Annotated in this window: 22 protein-coding genes and 2 tRNA genes; 11 read left to right on the top strand and 13 right to left on the bottom strand. The window is 38.2% G+C overall.

The window, feature by feature from the left end:
- Positions 1-12: 12 nt before the first annotated feature.
- The 5 genes from LVD15_RS08475 to fumC form a co-directional block, all read right to left on the bottom strand.
- The gene (locus LVD15_RS08475) at positions 13-1,542 is read right to left on the bottom strand and encodes a GH3 auxin-responsive promoter family protein (protein ID WP_502798018.1); all 1,530 of its coding nucleotides are present in this window, start codon (positions 1,540-1,542) and stop codon (positions 13-15) included.
- Positions 1,543-1,608: 66 nt separating this feature from the next.
- Positions 1,609-2,340 (bottom strand): LPS export ABC transporter ATP-binding protein, encoded by a 732-nt coding sequence (gene lptB / locus LVD15_RS08480; protein WP_233779866.1) that lies wholly within the window; start codon positions 2,338-2,340, stop codon positions 1,609-1,611.
- Positions 2,341-2,354: 14 nt separating this feature from the next.
- Positions 2,355-4,061, bottom strand: coding sequence for a single-stranded-DNA-specific exonuclease RecJ (recJ, locus tag LVD15_RS08485; protein WP_233779867.1), 1,707 nt, complete (start codon positions 4,059-4,061; stop codon positions 2,355-2,357).
- A 78-nt stretch (positions 4,062-4,139) separates the two neighbouring features.
- Positions 4,140-4,787, bottom strand: coding sequence for an Ezrin/radixin/moesin family protein (locus LVD15_RS08490; RefSeq protein WP_233779868.1), 648 nt, complete (start codon positions 4,785-4,787; stop codon positions 4,140-4,142).
- Positions 4,788-4,933: 146 nt separating this feature from the next.
- Complete coding sequence (fumC, locus tag LVD15_RS08495) at positions 4,934-6,334, bottom strand: class II fumarate hydratase (protein WP_233779869.1); 1,401 nt, start codon at positions 6,332-6,334, stop codon at positions 4,934-4,936.
- 213 nt (positions 6,335-6,547) lie between these two features.
- Here fumC and LVD15_RS08500 point away from each other — a divergent pair, with 213 nt between their 5' ends.
- The 5 genes from LVD15_RS08500 to LVD15_RS08520 all read left to right on the top strand — a co-directional run bounded on the left by LVD15_RS08500 (position 6,548) and on the right by LVD15_RS08520 (position 10,760).
- Positions 6,548-6,928 carry a LiaF transmembrane domain-containing protein gene (locus LVD15_RS08500; protein WP_233779870.1) on the top strand — a complete coding sequence of 127 codons (381 nt, stop codon included), beginning with the start codon at positions 6,548-6,550 and terminating at the stop codon, positions 6,926-6,928.
- Positions 6,929-6,933: 5 nt separating this feature from the next.
- On the top strand, positions 6,934-7,272 hold the full coding sequence (locus LVD15_RS08505; RefSeq protein WP_370687417.1) for a LiaF domain-containing protein: 339 nt from the start codon (positions 6,934-6,936) through the stop codon (positions 7,270-7,272).
- A gap of 10 nt (positions 7,273-7,282) precedes the next feature.
- Positions 7,283-8,329, top strand: a complete 1,047-nt coding sequence (locus LVD15_RS08510) for a sensor histidine kinase (RefSeq protein ID WP_233779872.1) — start codon at positions 7,283-7,285, stop codon at positions 8,327-8,329.
- A gap of 6 nt (positions 8,330-8,335) precedes the next feature.
- The gene (locus LVD15_RS08515) at positions 8,336-9,082 is read left to right on the top strand and encodes a LytR/AlgR family response regulator transcription factor (RefSeq protein ID WP_233779873.1); all 747 of its coding nucleotides are present in this window, start codon (positions 8,336-8,338) and stop codon (positions 9,080-9,082) included.
- A 139-nt stretch (positions 9,083-9,221) separates the two neighbouring features.
- Positions 9,222-10,760, top strand: a complete 1,539-nt coding sequence (locus LVD15_RS08520; RefSeq protein ID WP_233779874.1) for a S8 family serine peptidase — start codon at positions 9,222-9,224, stop codon at positions 10,758-10,760.
- An 81-nt stretch (positions 10,761-10,841) separates the two neighbouring features.
- Here the strand turns inward: LVD15_RS08520 and LVD15_RS08525 are convergent, their stop codons facing one another.
- Positions 10,842-11,369: an RNA methyltransferase gene (locus LVD15_RS08525; RefSeq protein ID WP_233779875.1), complete on the bottom strand. Its 528-nt coding sequence runs from the start codon at positions 11,367-11,369 to the stop codon at positions 10,842-10,844.
- Between the two features lie 120 nt (positions 11,370-11,489).
- On the opposite strand from LVD15_RS08525, the gene mutS reads away from it, so the two are divergent.
- Both mutS and LVD15_RS08535 read left to right on the top strand, forming a co-directional pair.
- Complete coding sequence (mutS, locus tag LVD15_RS08530; protein WP_233779876.1) at positions 11,490-14,105, top strand: DNA mismatch repair protein MutS; 2,616 nt, start codon at positions 11,490-11,492, stop codon at positions 14,103-14,105.
- 126 nt (positions 14,106-14,231) lie between these two features.
- On the top strand, positions 14,232-15,179 hold the full coding sequence (locus LVD15_RS08535) for an acyl-CoA desaturase (RefSeq protein ID WP_233779877.1): 948 nt from the start codon (positions 14,232-14,234) through the stop codon (positions 15,177-15,179).
- Positions 15,180-15,316: 137 nt separating this feature from the next.
- Here the strand turns inward: LVD15_RS08535 and LVD15_RS08540 are convergent, their stop codons facing one another.
- Positions 15,317-16,228: an IS1595 family transposase gene (locus LVD15_RS08540; protein WP_233775934.1), complete on the bottom strand. Its 912-nt coding sequence runs from the start codon at positions 16,226-16,228 to the stop codon at positions 15,317-15,319.
- Positions 16,229-16,535: 307 nt separating this feature from the next.
- Between LVD15_RS08540 and LVD15_RS08545 the strand changes: the two genes are divergently transcribed.
- Positions 16,536-17,183 carry a hypothetical protein gene (locus LVD15_RS08545; protein WP_233779878.1) on the top strand — a complete coding sequence of 216 codons (648 nt, stop codon included), beginning with the start codon at positions 16,536-16,538 and terminating at the stop codon, positions 17,181-17,183.
- 67 nt (positions 17,184-17,250) lie between these two features.
- On the opposite strand, the gene LVD15_RS08550 is transcribed toward LVD15_RS08545, so the two are convergent.
- From LVD15_RS08550 to LVD15_RS08570, 5 genes are all read right to left on the bottom strand, one after another.
- Positions 17,251-17,335 (bottom strand) — tRNA-Leu (locus LVD15_RS08550).
- Positions 17,336-17,402: 67 nt separating this feature from the next.
- Positions 17,403-17,475, bottom strand: a tRNA-Gly gene (locus tag LVD15_RS08555).
- A 100-nt stretch (positions 17,476-17,575) separates the two neighbouring features.
- The gene (locus tag LVD15_RS08560; RefSeq protein WP_233779879.1) at positions 17,576-17,920 is read right to left on the bottom strand and encodes a phage holin family protein; all 345 of its coding nucleotides are present in this window, start codon (positions 17,918-17,920) and stop codon (positions 17,576-17,578) included.
- A 1-nt stretch (position 17,921) separates the two neighbouring features.
- Entirely contained in the window at positions 17,922-18,131 is a 210-nt protein-coding gene (locus LVD15_RS08565) for a YtxH domain-containing protein (protein WP_233779880.1), read from the bottom strand.
- An 11-nt stretch (positions 18,132-18,142) separates the two neighbouring features.
- Positions 18,143-18,679 (bottom strand): YkvA family protein, encoded by a 537-nt coding sequence (locus tag LVD15_RS08570; RefSeq protein ID WP_233779881.1) that lies wholly within the window; start codon positions 18,677-18,679, stop codon positions 18,143-18,145.
- A 154-nt stretch (positions 18,680-18,833) separates the two neighbouring features.
- Between LVD15_RS08570 and LVD15_RS08575 the strand changes: the two genes are divergently transcribed.
- Positions 18,834-20,207, top strand: coding sequence for an exonuclease domain-containing protein (locus tag LVD15_RS08575; RefSeq protein WP_233779882.1), 1,374 nt, complete (start codon positions 18,834-18,836; stop codon positions 20,205-20,207).
- Here LVD15_RS08575 and LVD15_RS08580 read toward each other — a convergent pair.
- Positions 20,188-20,889, bottom strand: coding sequence for a metallophosphoesterase (locus LVD15_RS08580; RefSeq protein WP_233779883.1), 702 nt, complete (start codon positions 20,887-20,889; stop codon positions 20,188-20,190). The two genes, LVD15_RS08575 and LVD15_RS08580, sit on opposite strands and share 20 nt — an antisense overlap.
- A gap of 143 nt (positions 20,890-21,032) precedes the next feature.
- On the opposite strand from LVD15_RS08580, the gene LVD15_RS08585 reads away from it, so the two are divergent.
- The gene (locus LVD15_RS08585; protein WP_233779884.1) at positions 21,033-22,025 is read left to right on the top strand and encodes an AAA family ATPase; all 993 of its coding nucleotides are present in this window, start codon (positions 21,033-21,035) and stop codon (positions 22,023-22,025) included.
- Positions 22,026-22,217: 192 nt separating this feature from the next.
- Positions 22,218-24,965: a TonB-dependent receptor gene (locus LVD15_RS08590; RefSeq protein WP_233779885.1), complete on the top strand. Its 2,748-nt coding sequence runs from the start codon at positions 22,218-22,220 to the stop codon at positions 24,963-24,965.

Consider the following 24,965-nt stretch of genomic DNA (forward strand, 5'->3'; position numbering starts at 1 on the left):
TTTAATCCACTCTTAAACTTGTGGGCTACTGATCATCTCTAGCAGGCTATCAATATGCTCTCGGTTATTTGATAATCTGGGCACTTTGTTCTGCCCCCCTAATTTTCCCCGTTTTTTCATCCAGTTGTAGAAGGTGCCTTCTGGTACGTCATGCACTACAGGCATAACCAGCGCCATGTCTTTGTATCTCTTAGCGTCATAGTCTGAGTTTATTTTTCTTAAATTCTCATCTAATAACTGAGTAAAGGACGCTAAGCTGGAAGGGCTTTGTTTAAATTCAATGACCCATTCATGTCCGCCTTTGCTGCCCTCATCAAAGTAAACAGGAGCGGCAGTATAATTATCTATGATCGCTCCGGTGTGTTCGCAGGCAACGGTAATGGCTTTTTCAGCATTTTCAATAATTAACTCTTCACCAAAGGCATTAATAAAGTGCTTAGTTCTTCCTGAAATTTTGATTCTATACGGTGATAGACTAGTAAACTTAATGGTGTCACCAATTTTATAGCGCCAAAGTCCGGCATTGGTAGTGATTAGAAGAGCATAGTTTTTACCAAGCTCTACCTGATCTAAAGTTAAAGTTTCTGGATGCTCTTCACCATGCTGATCATATGGTATGAATTCATAGAATATGCCATAATCAAGCATCAGCAGCATGTCATCACTATTAGGCAAATCTTGAATACCAAAGAAGCCCTCTGAGGCATTGTAAGTCTCCCAATAATTCATTTCCGCTGAAGGGATGAGCTTTTTGAAAAGTTCTCTGTATGGAGTGAATGATACCGCTCCATGAAAGAATACTTCCAGGTTAGGCCATACGTCCAGTATATTATCAGTGCCTTTTAGGGCCAGTACTTTTTGTATTAGAAGGATAGTCCACGTAGGTACCCCTACCAAATTAGTCACATTCTCTTCAGAAGTGATATGAGCCATCTTTTCTATTTTCTCCTCCCACTTATCCATAAGTGCCACCTCTAGTTTGGGCGTACGAATAAACTGAGCCCAAATAGGCAGGTTTTTCATAATCACAGCAGAAACATCTCCATAATAGGAGTTGGAATCAGGGCTAAACTCATTGATCTGATGGCTGCCACCTATGGTTAAGCCTTTTCCGGTAAACATCCTGGTTTCAGGATTATTGTTTACATAGATAGAAATAAGATCCTTGCCGCCTTTAAAATGGCAGTCTTCCAGCGCCTCTTGAGACACGGGTATAAATTTGCTTCTGGCATTAGTGGTGCCTGAAGATTTGGCAAACCACGTAACTTCTGAAGGCCACAAAATATTTTGCTCGCCCTTCATAAGCCGCTCTATGTAAGGGAAGAGCTGCTCATAAGAGTGTACAGGAACTGTATTTTTGAAGTCATCATAATTGCTGATGTCTTTAAAACCGTACTTTTTTCCGAATTCAGTATGTTTAGCTTCGGTAACGAGCTTTTTTTGTAGTTCTCTTTGAACTTCATGCGGGTATTTTAAAAAAAGCTCAATATCATGTATGCGCTTTTTCATCACCCAGGTTAATATGGAATTGAGTATATCCACGAGTTACAGTAGTTAGGCCATAATGTCTAAGCCTAAAAATAGCAAATTCCCGATGAAATAAAGTCCTTAAACTTTTCTTTTTAATTCGAAATGTTGACCCAGGTAAACTCTTCTAACTTGTTCATCTGCTGCAAGTTCTTCGGCAGATCCGGCTTTTAAAAGTTTACCTTCAAACATCAGATAAGCTCTGTCTGTAATAGATAAGGTTTCGTTTACGTTGTGGTCAGTAATTAGAATTCCGATATTTTTTTGCTTGAGCTTGGCTACTATGGTTTGAATCTCTTCTACGGCTATGGGGTCTACACCGGCAAAAGGTTCATCAAGTAAAACGAATTTAGGGTCCACTGCCAGTGCACGTGCTATTTCCGTTCTTCTTCGTTCTCCTCCAGAGAGTACCAAACCAAGGTTTTTTCTAACATGAGTTAAGCTGAATTCTTCAAGAAGGGCTTCACACTTTTCTTTTTGCTCTGCTTTAGGGATTTTTCGCATCTCAAGAACAGCCATAATATTTTCTTCCACAGTAAGCTTTCTAAATACAGAAGCTTCCTGAGCCAAATAGCCTATCCCCAGTTTAGCCCGGCGATACATAGGGAGATCAGTAATATTTTCTCCTTCAAGAAATATCTCGCCTTCATTAGGCTTTATCAGCCCTACTATCATGTAGAAGGTAGTAGTTTTACCGGCTCCGTTAGGGCCTAATAGTCCTACTATCTCTCCCTGCTCTACTTTTACAGAGACATCGTTTACTACTGTACGCTTTTTATATTTCTTTATTAAGTGGTCTGCTCGTAAGATCATAAGTGCAAAAGTAACTATTCAAACTTTATATCCTTTAATTTTAATTGAATGGACTGATAACCCATGTAATTATTTTCTTCAACATTGAATGCAATATTAAAACTTTGCCCACCTTTGATTAAAGGTTCAAACTCGGCCATATTAAATCCTATTGCATCAAATTTAAGATTACTGCCTTTTTGCTGAGCAATAAATTTAAGATGCTGATTTTTCAATACTCTCAAAGAGCTTGCCACACTTACATTTTCAGCTAAAAAAACTGGTTGCATGTTCTCTGGCCCGAACGGCTCCATTTGGGCAATAATATTAAGAAAATTTTTACTGATTTGATTAAAGCTGATTTTACTATCAATATTAATCAATGGTATCAGCAGCTCTTCTGGTATAGACTGTGCCACCACCTCTTCAAATTTTTTCTGAAAGGCAGGAATATTTTCTATGTCCATGGTAAGGCCGGCAGCATACTTATGACCACCAAACTGCTCTAGCAAGTCACTACAGTCAGAGATGGCGTTATAAACATCAAATCCAGGTACAGAACGGGCAGAGCCGGCCGCTTTATTGTTAGATTCGGTTAAAATTATTGTAGGCCGATGGTAATGCTCTATGCAGCGAGAGGCCACAATGCCAATTACGCCTTTGTGCCAATCGTTTTTATATAAAACAGTGGTTTTGGAAGTTTTCAAAAGGTCATTATCCTCTATCATTTTTATAGCTTCATCAGTAATGCTGGAGTCAAAATCCTTTCTTTTATTATTGCGGATGTTAAGCTTTTCAGCATAATGATAGGCTTCATCTTCAGTGGAGGCCAGCAATAGGTTAACAGCCATTTTAGCATGATCAATTCTGCCGGCAGCGTTGATACGAGGAGCCATTCCGAAAACTATACCTGTTATATTTATCTCTTTTTTAACACCTGAGAGATGCATAAGAGCTGCTAAGCCAGGGCGTGGTGCTTCATTGAGCCTTTTTATTCCGAAGTGAGCCAATACTCGGTTTTCTCCGGTTATGGGTACAATGTCAGAAGCAATACTTACTACTACCAGATCCAGATAATCTAACGGATTTTTGCACCACTTAGGGTTACGCTGAGTAAGTGCTTGCATAAGTTTGAAGCCGATACCACAGCCAGGCATCTCTTTGTAAGGATAGGAGCAGTCATCTCTTTTAGGATCAAGGGTGGCGACGGCAGGAGGAAGCTCATCTCCAGGCCTATGGTGATCACAAATAATGAAATCCACATTTTTTTCAGCAGCCACTTTCACCAGTTCTACTGACTTGATGCCACAGTCTAAAGTTATGATTAATGAGAAATCATTTTCGCAAGCCCAATCCACTCCTTGCCGGGAAACGCCATAGCCTTCCTTATAGCGGTCAGGTATGTAAAAATCACAATGTGGATAAAAGGAATTCAGAAAATGGAAGAAAAGAGCTACTGAGGTAGTGCCGTCAACATCATAATCGCCATATACCAGTATTTTTTCCTGATTCGCTAGCGCTCTTTCTATGCGCTCCACTGCCTTATCCATGTCTTTCATTAAAAACGGATCATGCAGCATTTTTAAGGATGGCCTAAAATAAGACTTAGCCGCTTCAAAGCTGTCTACACCTCGCTGGGCTAATATATTGGCCAGTGGCCTGCTTACATTTATAGTATTATGCAGGTTCTCTATTACTTCTTCATCAGCGGCTTCTTTTAAAGCCCATCTTTTCTCCACCATGGCTCTAAATTAATGACCTCCAATAAAAAAAGCAGTACAATTGTACTGCTTTTCTTTCATATATGTTTTGCTATAAAATTATTCAGAATCAGAAGGTCCTCCTGATGCAATAACCCCTTCAAGCACGTCTTTAATGTCCACTCTGGTACCATCTTTATAAGGTACGATCCAAGCGTCTTTCACACCCATCTCACGAAGGTATTTTTTGAAAGTGTCTGCTTCCCAGTAGTCTCTAAATTGACCTAAAGTGATTTTTTGCATACCGTCTTCGCTTTCTCCACTGAAGTTTTCGTTGTTATCAAAGTATTTAGAAAGGTCTTTATTTCTAAAAGCACCTACCTGTACTTTAAAAACTACGCCATCTACCATTTTACCATCTGAAGAAGGTGCGGCGGTAGCTGGAGATGCCTGAGCATCACGAAGTTCAGCACGAGCACTGGCTAAGTCATTTCTAAGTTTAGACATATCTTCCTGCAACTCGCTTATTTTTGCATTTTGATCGCTTACTCTTGATTGTAAACCGGTGTTTTCATTTTTCAATGAGCTCACTTCTCCTTCCAATGACTCTTTTTCTTCCACCAGTTGCTTAAGCTCTTCGGGGTTCTTTTTGTATTCCTTTGCTTTATTCTTCCACTCCTTTGCTTCGTCTTTTGAAAGCTGAGCATACGAACTTGTGACCCAAGCTACAGCCAAAACCAACGTAAGTAATGCAGTTATTCTTTTCATATGTCTAAAATTTTATTTTTAGGCCGTTAAAAATAAGGGCCACTTGTCTGAAAGTTCTGCTAATTTATTGTTATTTCAGACAATTTAGTTTATTGCATTTTAAAAAATATTCGAAAATATAGTTAATATATTTAAGATAATAAAAATTACTTTTTCAAGCTACCCACCATATCTTCGGGTTTCACCCACTGAATAAACTCTTCTTCTGTTAAAAATCCAGACTTAACGGCTTCTTCTTTAAGCGTAGTTCCGTTAGTGTGAGCGGCCTTAGCTATTTTGGCTGCTTTTTCATATCCGATGTGAGTATTCAGAGCAGTGACTAGCATTAAGCTGTTATTAAGGTGTTGCTCTATGTTTTTGTAATTAGGTTCTATACCTACAGCACAGTTTTCTGTAAATGATACACAAGCATCTCCAATTAAACGTGCTGATTGAAGGAAGTTGGCTGCCATTACAGGTTTGAACACGTTAAGTTCATACTGACCTTGTAAGCCACCTACAGAAATAGCTACATCATTACCTAATACCTGAGCACAAACCATAGTTAAGGCTTCGCACTGCGTAGGGTTTACCTTACCAGGCATAATAGATGATCCGGGCTCGTTAGCAGGAATGTTGATTTCTCCGATTCCCGCTCTAGGACCAGAAGCTAGCTGGCGGATGTCATTACCTATTTTATTTAATGAAACCGCTAATTGCTTCAAAGCACCGTGAGATTCTACAATAGCATCATGAGAAGCGAGGGCTTCAAATTTATTTTCAGCACTTACAAATGGAAGGCCGGTAAAATCAGCAATTTTTTCAGCTACCAAGTCAGCATATCCTTCAGGAGTATTAATGCCTGTACCTACAGCGGTACCTCCTAAGGCTAACTCAGAAAGGTGAGCCAAAGTATTTTTCAATGCTTTGATACCATGATCCAGTTGAGATACATAACCAGAAAATTCCTGGCCTAAAGTAAGTGGTGTAGCATCCATAAGGTGTGTTCGACCTATTTTAACTACGTCTTTAAACTCGTCTGATTTTTGTTTTAAAGTATCTCTTAGTTTTTCTACCCCAGGTATGGTTGTTTCTACAATCATTTTGTAGCAGGCAATGTGCATGCCGGTAGGGAAGGTGTCGTTAGATGATTGAGATTTGTTTACATCATCATTCGGGTGAATAGTTTTTTTAGAATCATCTAGTTTGCCACCATTGATGACATGGGCACGATTGGCAATTACCTCATTCGTATTCATGTTCGACTGTGTACCCGATCCCGTCTGCCATATTACCAGTGGAAACTGGTCATCGTGCTTTCCTTCCAGAATTTCATCACACACCTGTGAAATTAGATTTTTCTTCTCTTCATCTAAAACGCCTAAAGCGTAATTCGTATGCGCGGCCGCTTTTTTTAAATAAGCAAAGCCATAAACCACTTCGAGCGGCATGCTAGCTGCAGCTCCTATTTTAAAGTTGTTTCTTGATCGTTCAGTTTGGGCTCCCCAGTACTTGTCAGCAGGTACTTTTACTTCGCCCATGGTGTCTTTTTCTATGCGATATTCCATGAATAAAGAGGTTTTTCTGTTTTTGGCAAAAATATAAAATATTTATTGCGGAGCGGTATAGAACCATATCTATTATGGGTTTTATTATCATATTTTAGCCGCTTTTACAGGAGAAAGTTCGTTATTCACCGGTGTGTGAGTGGCGTTGACCGATCTGGCTCAACTTACCCGCTAAAAATGGGGTAAAATAGAGTGTAATTAAACAATAAAGTTATGAGCGAACATTCAAATAGCGACAGGAGAGTATGGCTGGGAGTATTTCTGGTGATCATAGGAGGAACCTTGTTATTGCATAATCTGGATTTGATTCCATATTTCATTCCTCATGTGTTCTTTTCAGTAAAAAGCTTATTAGTATTACTAGGTATTTATCTTATAGTGGGGCGTAAGAAACCAGAAGTTGGGGCTGTATTTATAGCCTTAGGCGGTGTGCTACTTGCCCGTGATCTTGGCTGGTTATACCACTTTAATATATGGCAAATATTCTGGCCAGCAGTAATAGTGCTGATAGGTATATCTCTAATCACTCGCCGGGGCTTTAGAGATGATGGCAGAGGAATAAGTTTTGGTGACGACGAAAAAAAAAGGGAATAGACTTTATTGATGACTTCGCCGTATTTGGTGGTCATGAGATTAATATCGATTCTCAGAATTTTAAAGGAGGCAGGATCAATGCCGTGTTTGGTGGATCTACTATTGATCTTAGAAATGCCAATCTACACCCAGGAGTAAACGTGCTCGATCTTTTTGCTATGTTTGGAGGTACATCCATCATAGTGCCACCTGACTGGACCGTGCATGTAGAGGTTTCTGCAGTACTCGGAGGGTTTAGCGATAAAAGGGTATCAGCTTTAAAAGTGGTGCCAGATCCTGAAAAGACATTAATAATTAAAGGGTTTGTGATGTTTGGTGGGGGAGATGTAAAGCTTACCAGATAATTAATGAAGAATGAAGCATCCACTAATTAGCAGGAATATATTCATTTATTTATTAGCATGGCTACTGGTAGCGCTTACACACATTGGTATTTTACACTTTCATTATGACATAGGTTGGCTTATAGCGGTAGTTGATAGTGCGGTTTTCAATTTGTTAATGGCCGCTCTGGGTTTGAGTTATTGGTATGTTATTCAATTTGTTTCTCCGGCACAGCAGGGGCTTACTACTAGCATAGTGAGTATAGCGGTTTCATTGCTGATCTCACTTTCATTGATAGATTATATTGCCTTTGTTACCATTAGTCAACTTTTTTCCGATGATGAGGTCTACATGAGCCTCTTGTCTGGCACTATGGCCTGGAGGCTGATGATAGGAATACTTTACCTACTCATTATTATTATGGTCTACTATCTATTAAAGTATAATACAGACCTTAATGAGCGAGAAAAGCGGGAACTGGAAATGAAAGATCTTTTGAAGCATTCTGAACTGGAAATGCTGAAATTTCAAATTAACCCGCATTTTATATTCAACAGTCTTAACTCTGTGAGCTCATTGACTATTACTGATCCTGAGAGAGCCAGAGATATGGTTATTAAGCTGTCTGATTTTCTCCGTTCTTCTCTGGGTAAAGATGCTCCCGAAAGTCATAACCTGAAGGATGAACTTTTGCAGATGAATTTATATCTTGATATTGAGAAGATTAGGTTTGGAGATAGGCTTTGTATAAAAAATGAAGTAGACAGCAAATGTGAGCATATGACTTTGCCTAATATGATACTTCAGCCGCTATATGAAAATGCTATTAAATACGGGGTTTATGAGCAGCTGGAAGATGTTAACATTCAAACCAAATGTTCTTGTGATGATGGTAATCTGAAAATTTCTATATCCAACAACTATGATTCAGAAAGTGTACCTCTTAGAGGAAAAGGAATAGGCTTACGAAATGTTAGAAACAGGCTTGAGCTTATCTATGGAATTCCGGGTTTGGTTACTATTCAGAAAGAAAGAAAGAGATTTACTGTTATTTTACTCATCCCTCAAAAAAACTAATTATAAATGATCAAGTGCCTTATAATTGATGATGAAAAACTGGCTAGAGATGTGGTATCTGCTTACTTAAAAGGTCAGGATGATGTGGAAATAGTAGGAGAATGTAGTAATGGTTTTGAAGGAGTGAAAGCCATACAGGAAATGAAGCCTGATCTCATTTTTTTGGATGTGCAAATGCCCAAGCTCACAGGTTTTGAAATGCTGGAGCTGCTGGATGAAATGCCTGTAATTATTTTTAGTACTGCCTTTGACGAATACGCTATTAAAGCATTTGAGAAAAGTGCGGTTGATTATCTGTTAAAACCATATTCAAAACAGCGGTTTGAGGAAGCATTGAACAAAGCGAAAGCCAAATTGAAAAACCAGGAACCTTCTACTACGGCAGTAGATACCCTGCTGGAAGAAAAGCGGCAAGAAACAGAACAGCTGGAAAGAATAGTAGTAAGGTCAGGAAGTAAAATCGTAATTATCCCTACATCAAAGCTAGATTATGTAGAGGCGCAAGATGATTATGTAGCCTTGCACAGCGAAGGCAAAAAATATTTAAAACAAATCACCATGAAATACCTGGAGCAAGCTTTGCCAGCAGCAGAGTTTGTGAGGGTACACCGTTCTTATATCGTAAGGGTAAGCATGATTGATCGCTTAGAACCATACACCAAAGATAGTTATGTGGCTGTGCTAAAAGATTCATCAAAAATTTCGGTAAGCCGTTCTGGCTATTCAGCTCTTAAAGAAGTGCTGGATTTTTAGTATTTCTGTATTTCAATCATTACCAATAATTTAATTCTCATTCTTTCATTGATTATTAGTTGCTTTTTCTGATAAAAGTTTTCATATTAGAGTTAGAAATCGATTGCAATTGATTTCTGATCCACCTAAACCTAGACTTATGAGAAAGTTTTATGCCTTATTGGCAGTGGTTTCTCTCATTAGTTTCGGCTGTAATACTGATTCAGAGCATATTACTCCGGAAGAAATTGAAGAGCAAGAGCCCAGACTGCTATCAAGAGAAGAACTAGATAATATGATCATCACCTCACTGCAAGAAACAGATGAGTTTAAATGGTCTCAAGCTTCTGATGAAGAATTGTTTAGTGCTCTCATGCAAGGAGATAGCATTTTAACGATAGGCTACCGGCCCACATCGGAGAAGAATATCGCTGGGAGAATGGCTTCCATTAATGTGGACGAACAAGCATGGCAAAAGGCCAGGCAAGATATTTTAAGGAATATAGAAGCGCAAGGTGAGCAGAGAGGCAAATCAATAAGAAGTGCTGATCTTAACCTGTTTGAGCACAAAGTGCTGCCTTTTATTGAGATTAAAATATCAGATTTTGAAATTATAAGTAGCATTAGGAATATGCCTAATGTGAGATATGCAGAGCCTTTGGGTTATGAAGTTAACTTCAGGTCTGCTGGCGCGAATAACCGGGAGGAAAGTGATAGCGGTTGTAGTAATGATCCTGAAAATGGTCTTTCCCTCGATGATTATACGGTGATTTCACCGAATGCTAAAGTATCATGGAACTATAGTTTTATGAATATACCTCAAGCCTGGAACTACGCTACAGGACAAGGTATAGCAGTAGGATTAATTGATACCGGCATTTCTGCAGGACAAGCTAAACTGAACAGTCAGTTTAACTCCGGTTATTCGAGCGGCAGATATGTTAATAAGTATGGCTTTTATAACAGCAGTTTCTGGCCCTGGAACACTGACCCTGATGGGCCGGATGATCAGTGCGGGCATGGAACGGCAATGGCTGGAGTCATAGCCGCACCAAGATCTAACTCCGGTTCTTCAGTAGGTGTAGCCTATAACGCTAATCTGGTAGCTACTCGCGGTACAGGAGATGTGATAGTGAATAGTGGCAAAGAGAAAACAGGCGTTTCTGATGCTTTAGTGTTCTTAGGCGATAGGTCAGATGTAAAGATTATAAGTATGTCTATAGGAGATGTTTTTACTAATTCAAAAGTGGAAGATGCCATAAGATATGCATATGGAAAGGGGAAATTGATATTTGCGGCAGCAGGCACTTCCACTTCTTTTACGAATTGGTATGGAGTTATTTTTCCTGCTTCTATGAGTGAAACTGTGGCTGTTACCGGAATAAAAGAAGGGCAATATGAAAGATGTGATGTTTGCCATTCAGGCTCGCAGGTAGACTTTACCATAGTAATGGAAAAGGCTTCTAATGATAGACATGGATTAACCCTGGCTATGAGCGGAGATCAGCCATCTACCGTAGGTGGTAGTTCTGTAGCTACAGCTACTGCAGCAGGTATTGCTGCTTTGGTGTGGTCTAATCATCCGAATTGGAATCGAGATCAAGTTTTAAATAAACTTAAAGAGACAGCCGACCTGTACCCTAACCGAAACTCGGAATACGGCTGGGGTACAATTGATGCGCTGGCGGCTGTTAATTAAGTTCTCTCTGGTTTGATTTGTGGACGGTAGTTACCGACCATGTTTTTAGTTTGGCCCGAAATAGTTTCGGGCCTTGTTTTTTTAAGAGAGCTTATTATAGAAATCCCAGACGGTAATTCCAAGACTTACTGATATATTTAAAGAATGTTTGGTGCCATGCTGCGGTATTTCTACGCAAACATCAGCTTTCGCTACTACCTCTTCGCTTACACCAAAAACTTCGTTACCAAAAACCAAGCAGTATTTTTTGTTCTTTTCTGGCTTAAACTCATCTAGAGAAATACTTTCATCTACCTGTTCTATAGCTACTATTTCAAAGCCTTCCGCTTTCAAATCATCCACCAGCTTAGCAGTGTCTTCTGCATGTTCCCAGTCTACCGATTCTGTAGCGCCAAGTGCGGTTTTGGTAATTTCTCTATGCGGAGGCGTGGCTGTGATACCTCCCAGATAAATTTTTTTAATAAGAAAAGCATCCGAAGTTCTGAAGGCAGATCCTACATTATTCATGCTTCTAATGCCATCAAGCAATATAACTATGGGCAGCTTATCTGCTTCTTTAAATTCTTCTACCGTTTTTCGGTCTAGCTCTTCATTGGCTAATTTTCTCATCCTGCAAAAATGCGGTATTTTCGAGGTTTATAATAATTTTATGTCAATTAGTGTCATTGAATATAAGTTGCTAATACTCGTAAAATAGTTAATCTTTGTGTTGAAAACTGAACCCTATCCATGGCTAAGAAAAAAGAAGCGAAAGAGACTCCGTTAATGAAACAATATAATGCAATAAAAGGCCGCTACCCTGGCGCATTATTGCTTTTTAGAGTAGGTGATTTCTATGAAACATTTGGTGAAGATGCTGTAAGAGCCAGTAAAGTACTTGATATTGTGCTTACTAAAAGAGCCAATGGTTCTGCTTCTCATATAGAATTAGCCGGCTTTCCTCATCACTCTTTAGATACTTATCTGCCTAAATTGGTTCGTGCGGGTAACAGGGTGGCTATTTGTGATCAGCTGGAGGACCCCAAGTCAGTAAAAGGAATAGTGAAAAGAGGAGTGACAGAGTTAGTAACTCCTGGCCTTTCTTTTAATGATAATGTTCTGGAGAAAAAGGCTAATAACTTTTTAGCTTCAGTGCACTTTGATAAACATGGAGCAGGCGTTGCTTTTCTTGATGTTTCTACGGGTGAGTTTATGGCAGCTCAAGGCTCTGTAGATTATGTGTCGAAGTTATTCCAGGGCTTTTCTCCTTCTGAGGTAATTTATTGTAAAGCCGCTAAAAAGCAAACAGAAGAACTGCTTCAAGATGAATATATCACCTTCTCTTTAGATGAGTGGATCTATGGTTTGGATTTTGGGTATGAAAAACTGATCAATCATTTTCAAACTTCTTCATTAAAAGGATATGGTATAGAAGGTATGGATAATGCCGTAATAGCCGCGGGCGCCATTCTACATTACTTAGAAGAAACTGAACATAAAGAGGTAAAGCATATTTCGGCTATTTCCAGAATAGATGAAGACAAATATGTGTGGCTGGATAAGTTTACCATTAGAAATCTGGAGCTGATATTTCCACAGCATGAAGGCGGTGTTCCGCTGATAGACATTCTAGATTGTACGATAACGCCAATGGGTTCTCGTCAGTTGAAAAAATGGATGGTGCTGCCTTTGAAGGAAATCAATGCTATAAACCAAAGGTTGAAAATCGTTGAGGGCTTTCATCAAACACCTGATCTGCAAGAAGAGGTTCAGAAGAACTTAAAAAATATTGGTGATCTGGAGCGACTTATCTCTAAGGTGGCCGTTGGCCGGATTAACCCCAGGGAGATGAATCAACTAAAAAAGGCCATGCAGAATACATTGCCTATTAAGTCTACCCTTCAAAGCAGTGATTTTGATGAACTCAAAAAGCTGGCTGATCAGATCAATCCTTGTGAATTTTTATTAGAGAAAATAGAAGCAGAGCTTAAGGAAGAGGTGCCAATTAATGCCTCTGTAGGAGGTATAATTAAGGATGGTGTAGATGAAGAGCTAGATGAGTTAAGAAAAATTGCTTATTCCGGAAAGGATTATCTCGTGCAGATTCAGCAGCGAGAAAGTCAAAGAACGGGTATTCCTTCTTTAAAAATCGCTTATAATAAAGTGTTTGGCTATTACCTTGAAGTGAGCAATGCTCATAAAGATAAAGTGCCTGAAGAATGGATCAGAAAGCAAACCTTGGTAAATGCAGAGCGCTATATTACTGAAGAGCTCAAGGTATATGAAGAAAAGATATTGCATGCTGAGGAAAAGCTTTTTGTCATAGAGCATCGTATTTTTAATGAACTGGTGCTAAATGCCGCTGATTATGTAACGCAGATACAGCAGAATGCCAGGGTACTTTCTGTTATTGATTGCCTTTCTTCTTTTGCGCAGGTGGCACAAGCTAATAAATATGTGAAGCCTGAGGTGAATGATTCTACCACCCTGGATATTAAGGAAGGTAGACATCCGGTTATAGAAAAGCAATTACCAATAGGAGAAACTTATATTCCTAATGATGTTTTCATAGATAATGATAATCAGCAAATCATAATAATAACCGGGCCGAATATGGCTGGTAAATCAGCTTTACTTAGGCAAACAGCCCTGATAACGCTGATGGCTCAAATGGGAGCTTATGTGCCCGCTAAAAGTGCTTCAATAGGAATAGTTGATAAAGTGTTTACCCGAGTAGGAGCATCAGATAACCTTTCTAAAGGTGAATCTACGTTTATGGTAGAGATGACCGAAACAGCTAGCATCCTTAATAATTTAAGCGATAGGAGTTTGGTTTTGATGGATGAAATAGGCCGAGGTACTAGTACTTATGATGGTGTTTCTATCGCTTGGTCCATAGTTGAGTTTTTGCATAATCATCCTGATTATCGTGTGAAAACCTTATTTGCTACGCACTATCATGAGCTGAATCAGTTGGAGGAGGATTTCCCCAGAATCAAAAATTTCAACGTCTCAGTAAAAGAGGTAGGTGATAAGATTATTTTTATGCGTAAGCTCAAAGAAGGTGGCAGTGAGCATAGCTTTGGTATTCATGTAGCTCAGCTGGCAGGTATGCCTAATAACGTGGTGATCAGGGCTAGCGAAATCATGCATTTTTTAGAGAAAGATAAACATAAAAATGACACCAGGCAGAAGTTGGAAGAAGTGCCTAAGGCTAACTTCCAGATGAGCTTGTTTGAAGCAGATCCTTGCTTTAAAGAGGTAAAAGCTATGTTGCAAGAGCTCGATATAAACACTATTTCACCAGTAGAAGCCTTGCTTAAATTGAATGAAATAAAGACCGCTCTAGAAAAAAAAGAATCCTAAAAGGAACGTTTATTTTGAGCTTATGTTTTGTAGAAACATTACATCCTGTTTTCATGATTATTGTCATATTCTGGAAGCCGAATGGATTTTATAATTATTATTGCAGTTAATTTTAATTGACAAAAAATGTCAGAAGTAGTTTTAGAAAAAAGAAATAAACCCGTTCTGAAGCAAGAGATAGCTTTTGCTCTTGTACACTTAATGCCCTTGGCGGCAATTTGGACTGGCGTAACCTTATTTGATTGGATAGTTTGTGCCTTTTTGTATTTTTTCAGAATGTTTTGGGTAACTGGAGGGTATCATAGATACTTTTCCCATAAATCTTATAAAACCTCCAGGTGGTTTCAGTTTGTAATTGCTTTTATGGCGCAAACTTCAGTGCAAAAAGGAGCTCTTTGGTGGGCTGCCCATCACAGGCATCACCATCGTTATAGTGATACACCTGCTGACCCGCACTCAATGAAGTTATATGGTTTTTGGTATTCTCACATTGGTTGGATTATAGGGCCTGACTTTAAGGAAACGGATTACAAAACTATTGGTGACTATGCCAAATACCCTGAATTAGTGTGGTTGAATAAATATCATGTGGTGCCTCCTATTGTACTTGCATTAGTAGTTACGATGCTGGGCGCTTGGGTAAATGGTGGTAGCCCGTTGTTAATGTTTACTCACCATGGCCTTTCTACTTTATTCATTGGCTTCTTTCTTAGTACCGTTATTCTTTATCATGGTACTTTTACCATTAACTCTATCATGCACAAATTTGGTAAGCAAAGATATGAGTCAGGTGATGAGTCTAAAAACAGCCTTTGGTTAGCACTGCTTACATTAGGTGAAGGATGGCATAATAATCACCACTACTATCAGGTAGCTGCCAGAAACGGCTTCTTCTGGTGGGAAATAGACATCACTTTTTATGGATTGAAAATGCTTAGCTGGTTAGGTTTAATTTGGGATTTGAGAGGTGTGCCTAAGCATATTCTACATTCCAAAAACAAAGAGCATGCTAAAGAGCTTTTGGTTCAGGACAAAGGATCTGCAGAAAAGCAACATTTGCAGCAATCAGCCTAGATAAGGCCCTTTAATTATAAAAGTAAATCTGCTTATTCCACATAGTTAGTAACTGTTGGAGTGAGCAGATTTTTTTTGTCCGGAGCTTTTTAGTTGATTTTGATGAACGGTGCAATACTTTTTATGATTATCCGTAATTAGTCATATGCTGTAATGTTAGCTATAACGAGCCTATCAAAGAGCTTATCACCAAAGTATCGTCTATTGAGTTTGTAAACAAACTCATCGAGATACAATTGAAGGTACTTTCCTTTAATCTTATGGTAGTTCCCTAGAAATGTTCTTTTGGCATTGCTAATGGTGATATGCACCCATTTAAGTGTCTCGTTAGTGGTTTGCTTATTAGATTTCTCAGTAATGTGAAGCTCTATATAATCAGCAATGTTAACATAGGAAGTGCTTTGGTCTGAAAAAACAATACTTTGTTCATCAATGGATGATTGTAATACATGATCTACTTCCTGTGAACTGTGGCCTTTAAGTACTTTAGCTTTGAAATAACGACATTGGCGTTCTTTTTTTCCTGTTTCCAAGTCTTCTAAAGGAGTAGATTCAGCCATTACTGCTACATTTTGTTTTCCTGCCGCTCCTCTACCTCTTTTCCCTTTATTCTTCTCGATCTCAGTTGATTCCACTGTAAAATAGCCCTCATCCATCTCAATCATTCCCTCTAAAGTGTATCTGGAATCTCGATTTCCCATGGCTTTTCTCAGTTTATGAACCATTGCCCATACGGGCTCATATCGTTTCAATCCCAATTGCTTCTGAATCTCCTTGCTGGAAAAACCTTTTTTGGTAACACTCATTAAAAACATTGTTTTGTACCAAACCAGAAAAGAAAGGTTAGAGTCTTGCATGATCGTGCCGCTACGTAAAGAAGTTCTACTTCGGCAAGCTTTACACTCATAGCTCCATCGGCTTTTTATCCAATAATGCTGATCATGACCGCAACGGTGACATATAACTCCTAACTTGTCTCGTTCTCCTTTAAAATGCTCTCTGCATGATTGTTCATCACTGAAGTGGGTAGTGAAACTGAATATATCCATACACTAATTTAATACTTTTTTTACATTATGGGTAATTACGGATAATCATAATACTTTTCATTAAAAAGTGTTTTCTTATTAAATAATTAGGTGTTGAAGATTCTTTTTTCCTTAAACTGTGCCGCTCTATAAAGGCATAGCTATAGACTATTTGTTTTTTATATTATTTTATGACCTGATATTGTAGGTATATCTATAAAAATAAGTTCTGATCTGGATTTTAGATATGATTCTTCAAACTTTAAGTCTATTCAGGAGGTTACTTTAATGTGTTTGTTCCCATAAATTTGTAAAACCCCATATCATTTTGTGTATAAAGAAATATCTCATCGCTTTTTTGTTCTTATGTCCACTCATAATTCATGCTCAGCAGAAAGAGCTTTCTGAAGAGTATTATGAGAATAAGAAAATTCCTCAATCACTAGAGGCGCCCATTAGGGAAGCTCTGTCGTATTATCCTGAGCTTAAAGATATTTCAATCGACTTCTTATTTAAAGAGCATATTAATAATGCTGTAATGCAGGCTCAGCCGCGCATAAGAACCTTGTTTAGAAGTAAGTATAATCGTGTGTACAAGATTAAGATGCAAAAGATGATTTCTTTAAATGATTCTTTAAAGTCTATTTCTACTTTACCTGATGATATTATAGTTGGGTGGGTAGCACATGAGCTAGGTCATATAGTGGATTACCTGAATAGAAGTTCTGTTCAAATGGTGGGTTTCGGTATGAGATACTTTACTTCTCGCCGTTATTTAAGAAGAGCGGAACGCAGAGCAGATACTTATGCTATAAAGCATGGCTTTGCTGATTATTTAATAAAGACGAAAAAGTATATTCTAATGCGTGATGATCTTCCTGAAGATTACAGAGCAAGAATAGATAATCTTTATATCTCTCCTGAAGAAGTTCATGATATTGAGCAGAGTGTAGGCACACCTACTTCTACTTTCTAATATTTATTTTCTAAAGCCTATAAAACACAAAACCCCTGAAAATCTTATCGATTAACAGGGGTTTGAGTACCCGGGGCGGGACTTGAACCCGCACGAACACAATGTTCACAGGATTTTAAGTCCTGCGTGTCTACCAATTCCACCACCCGGGCGTAAGCTACGGCGTAGCCTAGTTTTACCTTAAAAATAAAGCCTGCTCGTGTGCAGGCGATGTTTCTGAGCGAGAAACGGGATTCGAACCCGCGACCCCGACCTTGGCAAGGTCGTGCTCTACCAGCTGAGCTATTCTCGCTTTTTTAAGCTTCTCACTAGCTATCTTGCTAAGTGGACTGCAAATGTATAAAAGCCTTTTTAATTTACAATGGGTTAGTGAGAAAAAACTTAAATTTTTTTTAGTGGAAGTTCTGTCCACCAAATAAATATTGAGTGAACTCCTTCATTTTCTGGAAGATAATGTTCTTGTTCCTTGCTAAAAATAATATTATAAAAATCCCTACATAAATAAGAGACACTATAAGGTAGCCCATTAGCTCTGACTCTGTAACACGGTTCAGATAAAGAGCCAGGCCTATGCTGGCAAAGAGCACAGCAAAGCATAGCATGACCATCATAACCACCACAAGGGCAATTTTGGAAATGGCTTCGCCTATCTCTTCTTTCACCTGGCTTTTTAGCTTGTCTACTTTATGCTCTACAATATCGATAGGCTTACGTGCTATGCGGCTGAGAAATGACATATTATTTTGTAACCTTTTCGGCTTCTTGTTTGAGAAGTTTTGCTTTTTCAGCTCCGAAGTTCACTAAGTCGTTAGCAACGTCTTTTACGGTGCCTTCAATTTTTTTGTAGGTTTCAGAGCCTTTTTCTGGAGCTAGTAATACACCTAATACAGTTCCTATTCCCATACCGGCTGCTAGTCCAGCCAAAAATTTTAAATTTCCGTTGTCCATAATTGTTGATTTTATTGGTTGTCGTCTATATTAATTGAACTTACTGATTCCCAGTTTTCGAATTCTTCAATCTCTTCCTTCAAACCATTATATACCCATACTATTACTGCTATGTCATCGGCCAGGCCCAGAATGGGTATAAAATCAGGAATAAAATCCAGCACCCACACAAAGTACACCAAGCCTCCTACCACTCTTAGCAGAGCACTAGTGGGTATTTTGGTATATAAACCATTGTAATAGGCTTTAATCATACGTATGAGTACAGCTGTTTTGTGCTTAAACTCACGCTGAATATTATTTCTGTTACTCTCTTCTTTAAGTTTTTCAAAAGCATGCTGAAGAAGACGGAATATTTTACTTTTACTATAAGATATCTTTTCTGCAATACTCATAGCTAATGCAAAAACCTTGGATTCTAAAACTGCTGTTAATTTTGAATTATCAGTTTGGGAATCTTGTTCTGTACTCGCCGGTTTCGCTTTAGAGCTTCTAGCTTTTGTTTTAGCTCCGGCTTTGCTGTTGGTTGTTGTTTTAGTTGTAGCCATGGTAGTTTAAGTTATAAATATCGTGCCTCAATTAATTTAACTAAATAATTGAAAAATTGCAGTCTAATGGCATAATTATAATTTTTTAACAGCTAAAAGCTGTAGATGTTTAGAATACTTTTGAGAGGAAACTCTACAATCTAGATTAAGAAAATTGTACGCAATAGTAGATATAGAAACAACGGGGGGCTTTGCCGGTAGTGGTAGAATTACCGAAGTGGCCATAGTAATTCATGACGGGGAACAGGTGATAGATACTTATGAAACGCTCATAAATCCTGAGCAATTTATACCATCTTATATTTCTGGCCTCACTGGCATTGATCAGTCTATGGTAGATTCTGCTCCGCTTTTTAAAGAAGTGGCTGAGGAAATGAGTGAAATGCTAGCGGATAAAATTTTTGTGGCACATAATGTTCACTTTGATTATTCATTTCTCAAAAGAGAGTTTGAGAATGTAGGCATTACTTTTAGTCCTAAGAGGTTATGTACGGTAAGGCTAAGTAGAAATGTGTTTCCTGGTTTAAGATCATATGGTCTGGGTAATTTGTGTGAGCAGCTGGATATTGATATTCAGAATAGGCACCGTGCCGGGGGAGATGCCCACGCTACGGCTATTTTATTTGAACGAATTATTAAAGGCTCACCTGAAATAGTAGAGGCGGCGCTAAAGAGAAATTCCAAGGAAACTACATTGCCTCCAAACCTTCCAAAACAAGAATATAGCAGCTTGCCGGAACTACCCGGGGTATATTACTTTCATGATCAGCATGGCAATGTGATATATGTAGGCAAGGCCATTAATATTAAAAAACGAATTACTGGCCATTTTTCAGGAACCAGCAAGCATAAACGAAATCAATTTATTAGGAATGAGATTCATCATATCAGCTTTGAACTGACAGGAAATGAGCTGGTGGCGTTGTTATTAGAATCTCAGGAGATCAAGCGGCTTTGGCCCAAGTATAATCAATCGCAGAAGGTGAAGAGCAATCCTTGGGCTATTTATAAATATGAGGATAGAGATGGCTATCTACGTATGAATGTGAGTAAAAGAGTGAAAGGGCTTATGCCTCTTATAACTTTTCATGCTCATACTGATGCCTGGCATTTTATGATTGATAAAGTAAAAGAGTTTGATCTTTGTCCAAAATTATCAGGGATACAAAAAAGTGAAGGAGCTTGTTATGACCTTGAGTTAGGTAAGTGTCATGGTGCTTGTGATGGTAAAGAGTCTGCTGATGATTATAATAAGAGAGTAAATGAAGCTATTCTATCTTTTCAGCAAGGCGCAGATAAATCATTTGCCATATTAGGAGAGGGCAGAACGGAAGATGAGCAGGCAGTAGTACTAGTTGAAAAGGGTGTTTATCATGGCTTTGGTTTCTGCGAGAAGGGAATGCAGATGGTAAGTTTGGATGACATTAAAAATGTAGTTACTAATTATAAAACTACGGCAGAAATAGACCATTACATACAGAATTATACCAGCAGTGTGGAGGCACAGATTATTGAGCTTGATGTTTAATACGGCCACTACCTTTTGGGTACATGGTGTCTACCCGGTCGCTAATAAACGTTTCTTTACTGTCTATATCCATAAGTGACAGTACGCCGTTCCAACCAGCTCCTGTATCCATACACCATACTTCGCAAGCTTTTATGGGGTGAAAAAGATCATAGTTATGAATAGGAGTATGGCCTATGTATATTTCTTCGAAAGCAGATAGCTGTTGTTCATTATTATTTTGATAGGCATCAAAAGCTATTTTAAATAATGATCTATCCCACAGAAAGATGTTAGAGCCTTGAGCTTCCAGCGGTATGCCAGGTTCAATGCCAGCGTGTACAAACAGTTTGTTATCTTCTAAATAATATAAAAAGGCCTTTTTTAATAAATTATAATGGGCTTTAGGCATGCCATCAGGGTAGCTGTTAACAGTGGCGGCTCCCCCTTGATTAAGCCAGAGGCTGTCTGGCTCATTAGTTCTTGCCCACTCTTCGGCCCAGAAATCATGATTCCCTTTTACAAGGGTAAGATTTTTGATTTTTAAAAGCTCTTCCAGTGCCAGGTTAGTTTCTGGCCAGCCGTCACACACATCACCCAGGCATATTAGGTGATCTTCTTCATAAGAAAAATGTGCCTTTTGGAGGCATTGAATTAAAGCTTTGTAAGCTCCATGAATATCACCTATAACAAATCGTCTCATATATTATTAATAAGATATGCAAATAAATGTTAAATATTGACCAGTTAGTCGTAAAGCCTAACCCTTTGTAAAAATTTTAAAGCTAAATATATATTATTGCAATAGTTTTACAGTTGTACTAATAAACTTAACCAATCTTAGGAATGGACGAATCAATATCTACAGTAGATAAGAAAAGAGAGTATCAGGACAAAATTAAGCAGGTATTTTCAGAAGTAGGAAAAGTGGTGGTAGGCCAGGAGGCTATGATAAACAGGCTGCTTATAGGGCTGTTTACCCAAAGCCATATTTTGCTGGAAGGGGTACCCGGAATAGCCAAAACTTTAACTGTAAGTACTTTATCTAAAGTATTACATCTCGATTTTCAAAGGATTCAATTTACACCAGATTTATTGCCGGCAGACCTTATTGGTACTATGATTTATAATCAGAAGCTTGCCAAGTTTGAGGTGAAGCAAGGGCCGATATTTGCCAATATGATTCTGGCTGATGAGATTAACCGTTCTCCTGCTAAAGTGCAGTCGGCATTATTAGAAGCTATGCAGGAAAAGCAAGTGACCATTGGTGAAACTACTTTCCAACTCGACAGGCCATTTTTGGTACTTGCAACCCAAAACCCGGTAGATCAGGAGGGAACTTACCCATTACCAGAGGCTCAGGTAGACCGCTTTATGATGAAGGTATATGTAGATTATCCTACAAAAGAGCAGGAGCTGGAGGTGATGCGTAGAATCTCAAATATGACTTTTGATTACACCGTGAATACAGTGCTTTCTAAAGAAGATGTATTTGCGATCAGAAATGAGATTAATAACGTTACTATTTCTGAGTCTCTAGAAAAATATATAGTAGAAATAGTATATGCTACCAGAGATCCTAAATCTTATGGCTTAAACAAAGAGGCCGAATACATTCAATTTGGTGTTTCTCCTAGAGCAACTATTAACCTGAATTTGGCATCTAAAGCAATCGCTTACTTTGAAGGAAGAGATTATGTGCTACCAGAAGATATTAAGGAAGTAGCTCCTGATGTGCTAAATCACAGAATAATACTAAACTATGAGGCTGAAGCCGATAATATAAAGACACATCAGATCATTGATTCTATTCTCAATAAAATACCAATTAACAATTAGTTAATATATAGATTATAGCACCTATTTCTTTATAATAGTTAAAAATGTAAAGCCATCTCATTCCGGAGATGGCTTTTTGTTAATATTGGGATAAAACACCTTTTCTGTTCTTTAACAAATAGTTAATATAGATGTCGACTTGACTTAACAATTAAACTCCACATTTGCAGCGAATTTAATTTGGTTGCAAAAATGAAAAATTTATTAATCGTGTTTTTATCCCTAATGGGCATAACAGCTATGGCTCAGAAAGGGACTGTTAAAGGTTTGGTGAAGGATAAACAGACCGGCGAAGAAATCATCGGTGCCAATGTTTTTGTAGAAGGTACTTCTACAGGTGCTGCTACTGACATCATGGGGAATTTCCAATTCCAGGTAGAGCCAGGAACTTACAACCTTATCGCTACTTTTATTGGTTACGCTAATTTCAAAATTCAGGATCTGACTGTTGGAGCAGGTGAGGTAGTTGAACTTACTGTTCTGCTTCAAACGGACGATGTTCAGTTAGAAGAGGTGGTGGTAACTGCTAAGGCTGATCAAACTTCTGAAAATCTTCTTCTTTTAGAAAGAAAAAATGCTGTCGAAATTAAGCAAAGCATTGGAGCCCAAGAACTATCTAGGAAAGGAGTTGGTGATGCTCAGGCAGCGGTAACTAAGGTTACTGGTGTTAGTAAGCAGGAAGGTGTTAAAAACGTATTTGTAAGAGGACTAGGAGATAGATACAATTCTACTTCATTAAACGGTCTTCCTCTTCCATCAGAGGATCCTGAATATAAAAACATCTCTTTAGACTTCTTCTCTACCAGTATTATTAATAGTGTAGATATAAATAAGACATTTAATCCATCAATTTTTGGAGATGTTGATGGTGCTAACATTAACATAGTTTCTAAAGAGTTATTCGAAGATCAGGAACTAAGAGTAAGCTTATCTGCCGGGCTAAATACAGGTGCTGTTGGCCAAGATTTCCTTCGTCCGGATGGTTCAAATATGTTAGGAACAGGTTTAAGTGAGGAGAGTCCTATTACTGATCTTACTCAGTATGATTTTAACAATAGCTTTAAACCCTCTACTGTAAGCATGCCACTTAACAGCTCTTTCTCTATAAGTGGGGGAAAAAGACTAGATGTTGGTTCTCATAAGCTAGATGCATTTTTAGTAGCATCAGTTCAAAATGAATATGTATATAAAGAAGGTATAACAAGATCAGCAGTAAGCTCAGATGGTGGAGCTGGTAGAGATTACACTTACAAAGCTTTCGATTATAATGTGGCTCAGATCTTCATGGGTAATTTTAACTATGATCTGTCTACTAATATAGATTTGTCTTATAATACCATGTACATCCACAATAACAGTCAAATGGTTGGGGAGTATGCTGGTCAGGCACAAAACCTTACAGAAGTGGATGGTAGGTCTGCTTTTATTAGAAGGCAACAGGTTAATGACAATGATCTTTTTGTGAATCAGCTTTTAGCAGATGTTTCTCTTTCTAATAAGATTAATTTAAACTTGGCGGGATCATTTAACTCTATCAGAGGATCCGAGCCAGATAGAAGAACAAACACATTCTTGCTGGATGAAAACACTGGTAAATATTCAGTGGCGGCTGGTAGCGCTGGCTTAAATCATAGATTCTTCTCAACTCTTGAGGAGGATGATGTTAATGCAGAAGCTATATTCAGTTATGCATTAAAAGGAGATAAAGATGGAGCTAGTAAATTTGAGTTAGGTTATTCTTACAGAAATACTCAAAGAAATTTCGGGTATAGACAATTCAGTTTTGATTTCGCCAACCAGGCACCTGTAGATATTAATAACCCTGATGCGACATTATTTAATCAACAGTCAATTAATGATGATATATTTAGATTAATCACTACTCGTGGATTTAATCAAGAGCAGATTGATGTTTTCGCACCAGATACCTATGACGGATCTAAGATTATTCACTCTGCTATAGCTAACTTCAACTATGAACTTTCTGATAGATTTGTTTTAGGAGCCGGAGTAAGGTATGAGACAGTTAGACAGGAAGTAATTTGGGATTTCAACCAGGATCGTAATGAATATGGCGAAAACTTGTCAGAAAGAAACCCTAACTATATTCTTCCGAGTTTTAACTTAAAGTATTCACTGTCAGAAAATGACATTATTAGACTAGCGGCTAGTAAATCATATACTTTCCCGCAGTTTAAGGAAGTAGCTCCGTTCTTATATGAAGATGTTAACTTCTCAAGTTTTGGTAACCCAGATCTTAAGCCTGCTGATAACTATAATGTTGATTTAAAATTTGAGAAGTATTTTGGTAAGGGAAATCTATTTGCGGTAACTGGTTTCTATAAGCATATTGAAAATGCTATCAACCGTGTTCTTGTAACTTCAGCAGCGACAGAATTGTCTTATGTAAATACAGGTAATGCTGATGTTTCAGGTATAGAACTCGAATTCCAGAAGAAAATTTGGGAGAAGCAGAAAGATGATAAATTCAGCTCGTTCTCAGTTGGAGTTAATGCTTCTTATCTGTACTCCAAGCAAAAGTTAGAAGACGATCCTGATGATAAACTTACTGTTCTATTCACGCATGATGAGGCTGAATTAGAAGGTGCATCACCCCTTTTATTAAATGCTGATATCTCTTACAAGTCAGAAACGGAAAACAAAGGCATAACTGCAGCATTAGTGTTCAATTATTTCAGTGATCGTATTTATACAATTGGTACTGCTGATAGAGATAACATTATGGAAAAGGGGATACCAACTTTGGACATAATTTCTTCATATAGATTTAACAAAAATTTTCAAGTTGATTTCAAAGCACAGAATATCTTAGACCCTGAATATAAGTTATCTCAAGATATCGGATCTGGTGAAAGTTTTGTGATTCAAAACTTTCAGAGAGGAGCTAAGATTTCTTTGGGATTAACCTTTAAACTTTAA

Origin of the sequence: Fulvivirga maritima (genome assembly GCF_021389955.1) — a bacterium.
Taxonomy (GTDB): Bacteria; Bacteroidota; Bacteroidia; order Cytophagales; family Cyclobacteriaceae; genus Fulvivirga; species Fulvivirga maritima.

What these genes read in the sequence shown, in the direction of transcription:
- lptB (WP_233779866.1), bottom strand. Translation starts at nt 2,340, where the DNA reads ATGATCTTACGAGCAGACCACTTAATAAAGAAATATAAAAAGCGTACA.
- recJ (WP_233779867.1), bottom strand. Translation starts at nt 4,061, where the DNA reads ATGGTGGAGAAAAGATGGGCTTTAAAAGAAGCCGCTGATGAAGAAGTA.
- LVD15_RS08490 (WP_233779868.1), bottom strand. Translation starts at nt 4,787, where the DNA reads ATGAAAAGAATAACTGCATTACTTACGTTGGTTTTGGCTGTAGCTTGG.
- fumC (WP_233779869.1), bottom strand. Translation starts at nt 6,334, where the DNA reads ATGGAATATCGCATAGAAAAAGACACCATGGGCGAAGTAAAAGTACCT.
- LVD15_RS08500 (WP_233779870.1), top strand. Translation starts at nt 6,548, where the DNA reads ATGAGCGAACATTCAAATAGCGACAGGAGAGTATGGCTGGGAGTATTT.
- LVD15_RS08510 (WP_233779872.1), top strand. Translation starts at nt 7,283, where the DNA reads ATGAAGCATCCACTAATTAGCAGGAATATATTCATTTATTTATTAGCA.
- LVD15_RS08515 (WP_233779873.1), top strand. Translation starts at nt 8,336, where the DNA reads ATGATCAAGTGCCTTATAATTGATGATGAAAAACTGGCTAGAGATGTG.
- LVD15_RS08520 (WP_233779874.1), top strand. Translation starts at nt 9,222, where the DNA reads ATGAGAAAGTTTTATGCCTTATTGGCAGTGGTTTCTCTCATTAGTTTC.
- LVD15_RS08525 (WP_233779875.1), bottom strand. Translation starts at nt 11,369, where the DNA reads ATGAGAAAATTAGCCAATGAAGAGCTAGACCGAAAAACGGTAGAAGAA.
- mutS (WP_233779876.1), top strand. Translation starts at nt 11,490, where the DNA reads ATGGCTAAGAAAAAAGAAGCGAAAGAGACTCCGTTAATGAAACAATAT.
- LVD15_RS08535 (WP_233779877.1), top strand. Translation starts at nt 14,232, where the DNA reads ATGTCAGAAGTAGTTTTAGAAAAAAGAAATAAACCCGTTCTGAAGCAA.
- LVD15_RS08540 (WP_233775934.1), bottom strand. Translation starts at nt 16,228, where the DNA reads ATGGATATATTCAGTTTCACTACCCACTTCAGTGATGAACAATCATGC.
- LVD15_RS08560 (WP_233779879.1), bottom strand. Translation starts at nt 17,920, where the DNA reads ATGTCATTTCTCAGCCGCATAGCACGTAAGCCTATCGATATTGTAGAG.
- LVD15_RS08565 (WP_233779880.1), bottom strand. Translation starts at nt 18,131, where the DNA reads ATGGACAACGGAAATTTAAAATTTTTGGCTGGACTAGCAGCCGGTATG.
- LVD15_RS08570 (WP_233779881.1), bottom strand. Translation starts at nt 18,679, where the DNA reads ATGGCTACAACTAAAACAACAACCAACAGCAAAGCCGGAGCTAAAACA.
- LVD15_RS08580 (WP_233779883.1), bottom strand. Translation starts at nt 20,889, where the DNA reads ATGAGACGATTTGTTATAGGTGATATTCATGGAGCTTACAAAGCTTTA.
- LVD15_RS08585 (WP_233779884.1), top strand. Translation starts at nt 21,033, where the DNA reads ATGGACGAATCAATATCTACAGTAGATAAGAAAAGAGAGTATCAGGAC.
- LVD15_RS08590 (WP_233779885.1), top strand. Translation starts at nt 22,218, where the DNA reads ATGAAAAATTTATTAATCGTGTTTTTATCCCTAATGGGCATAACAGCT.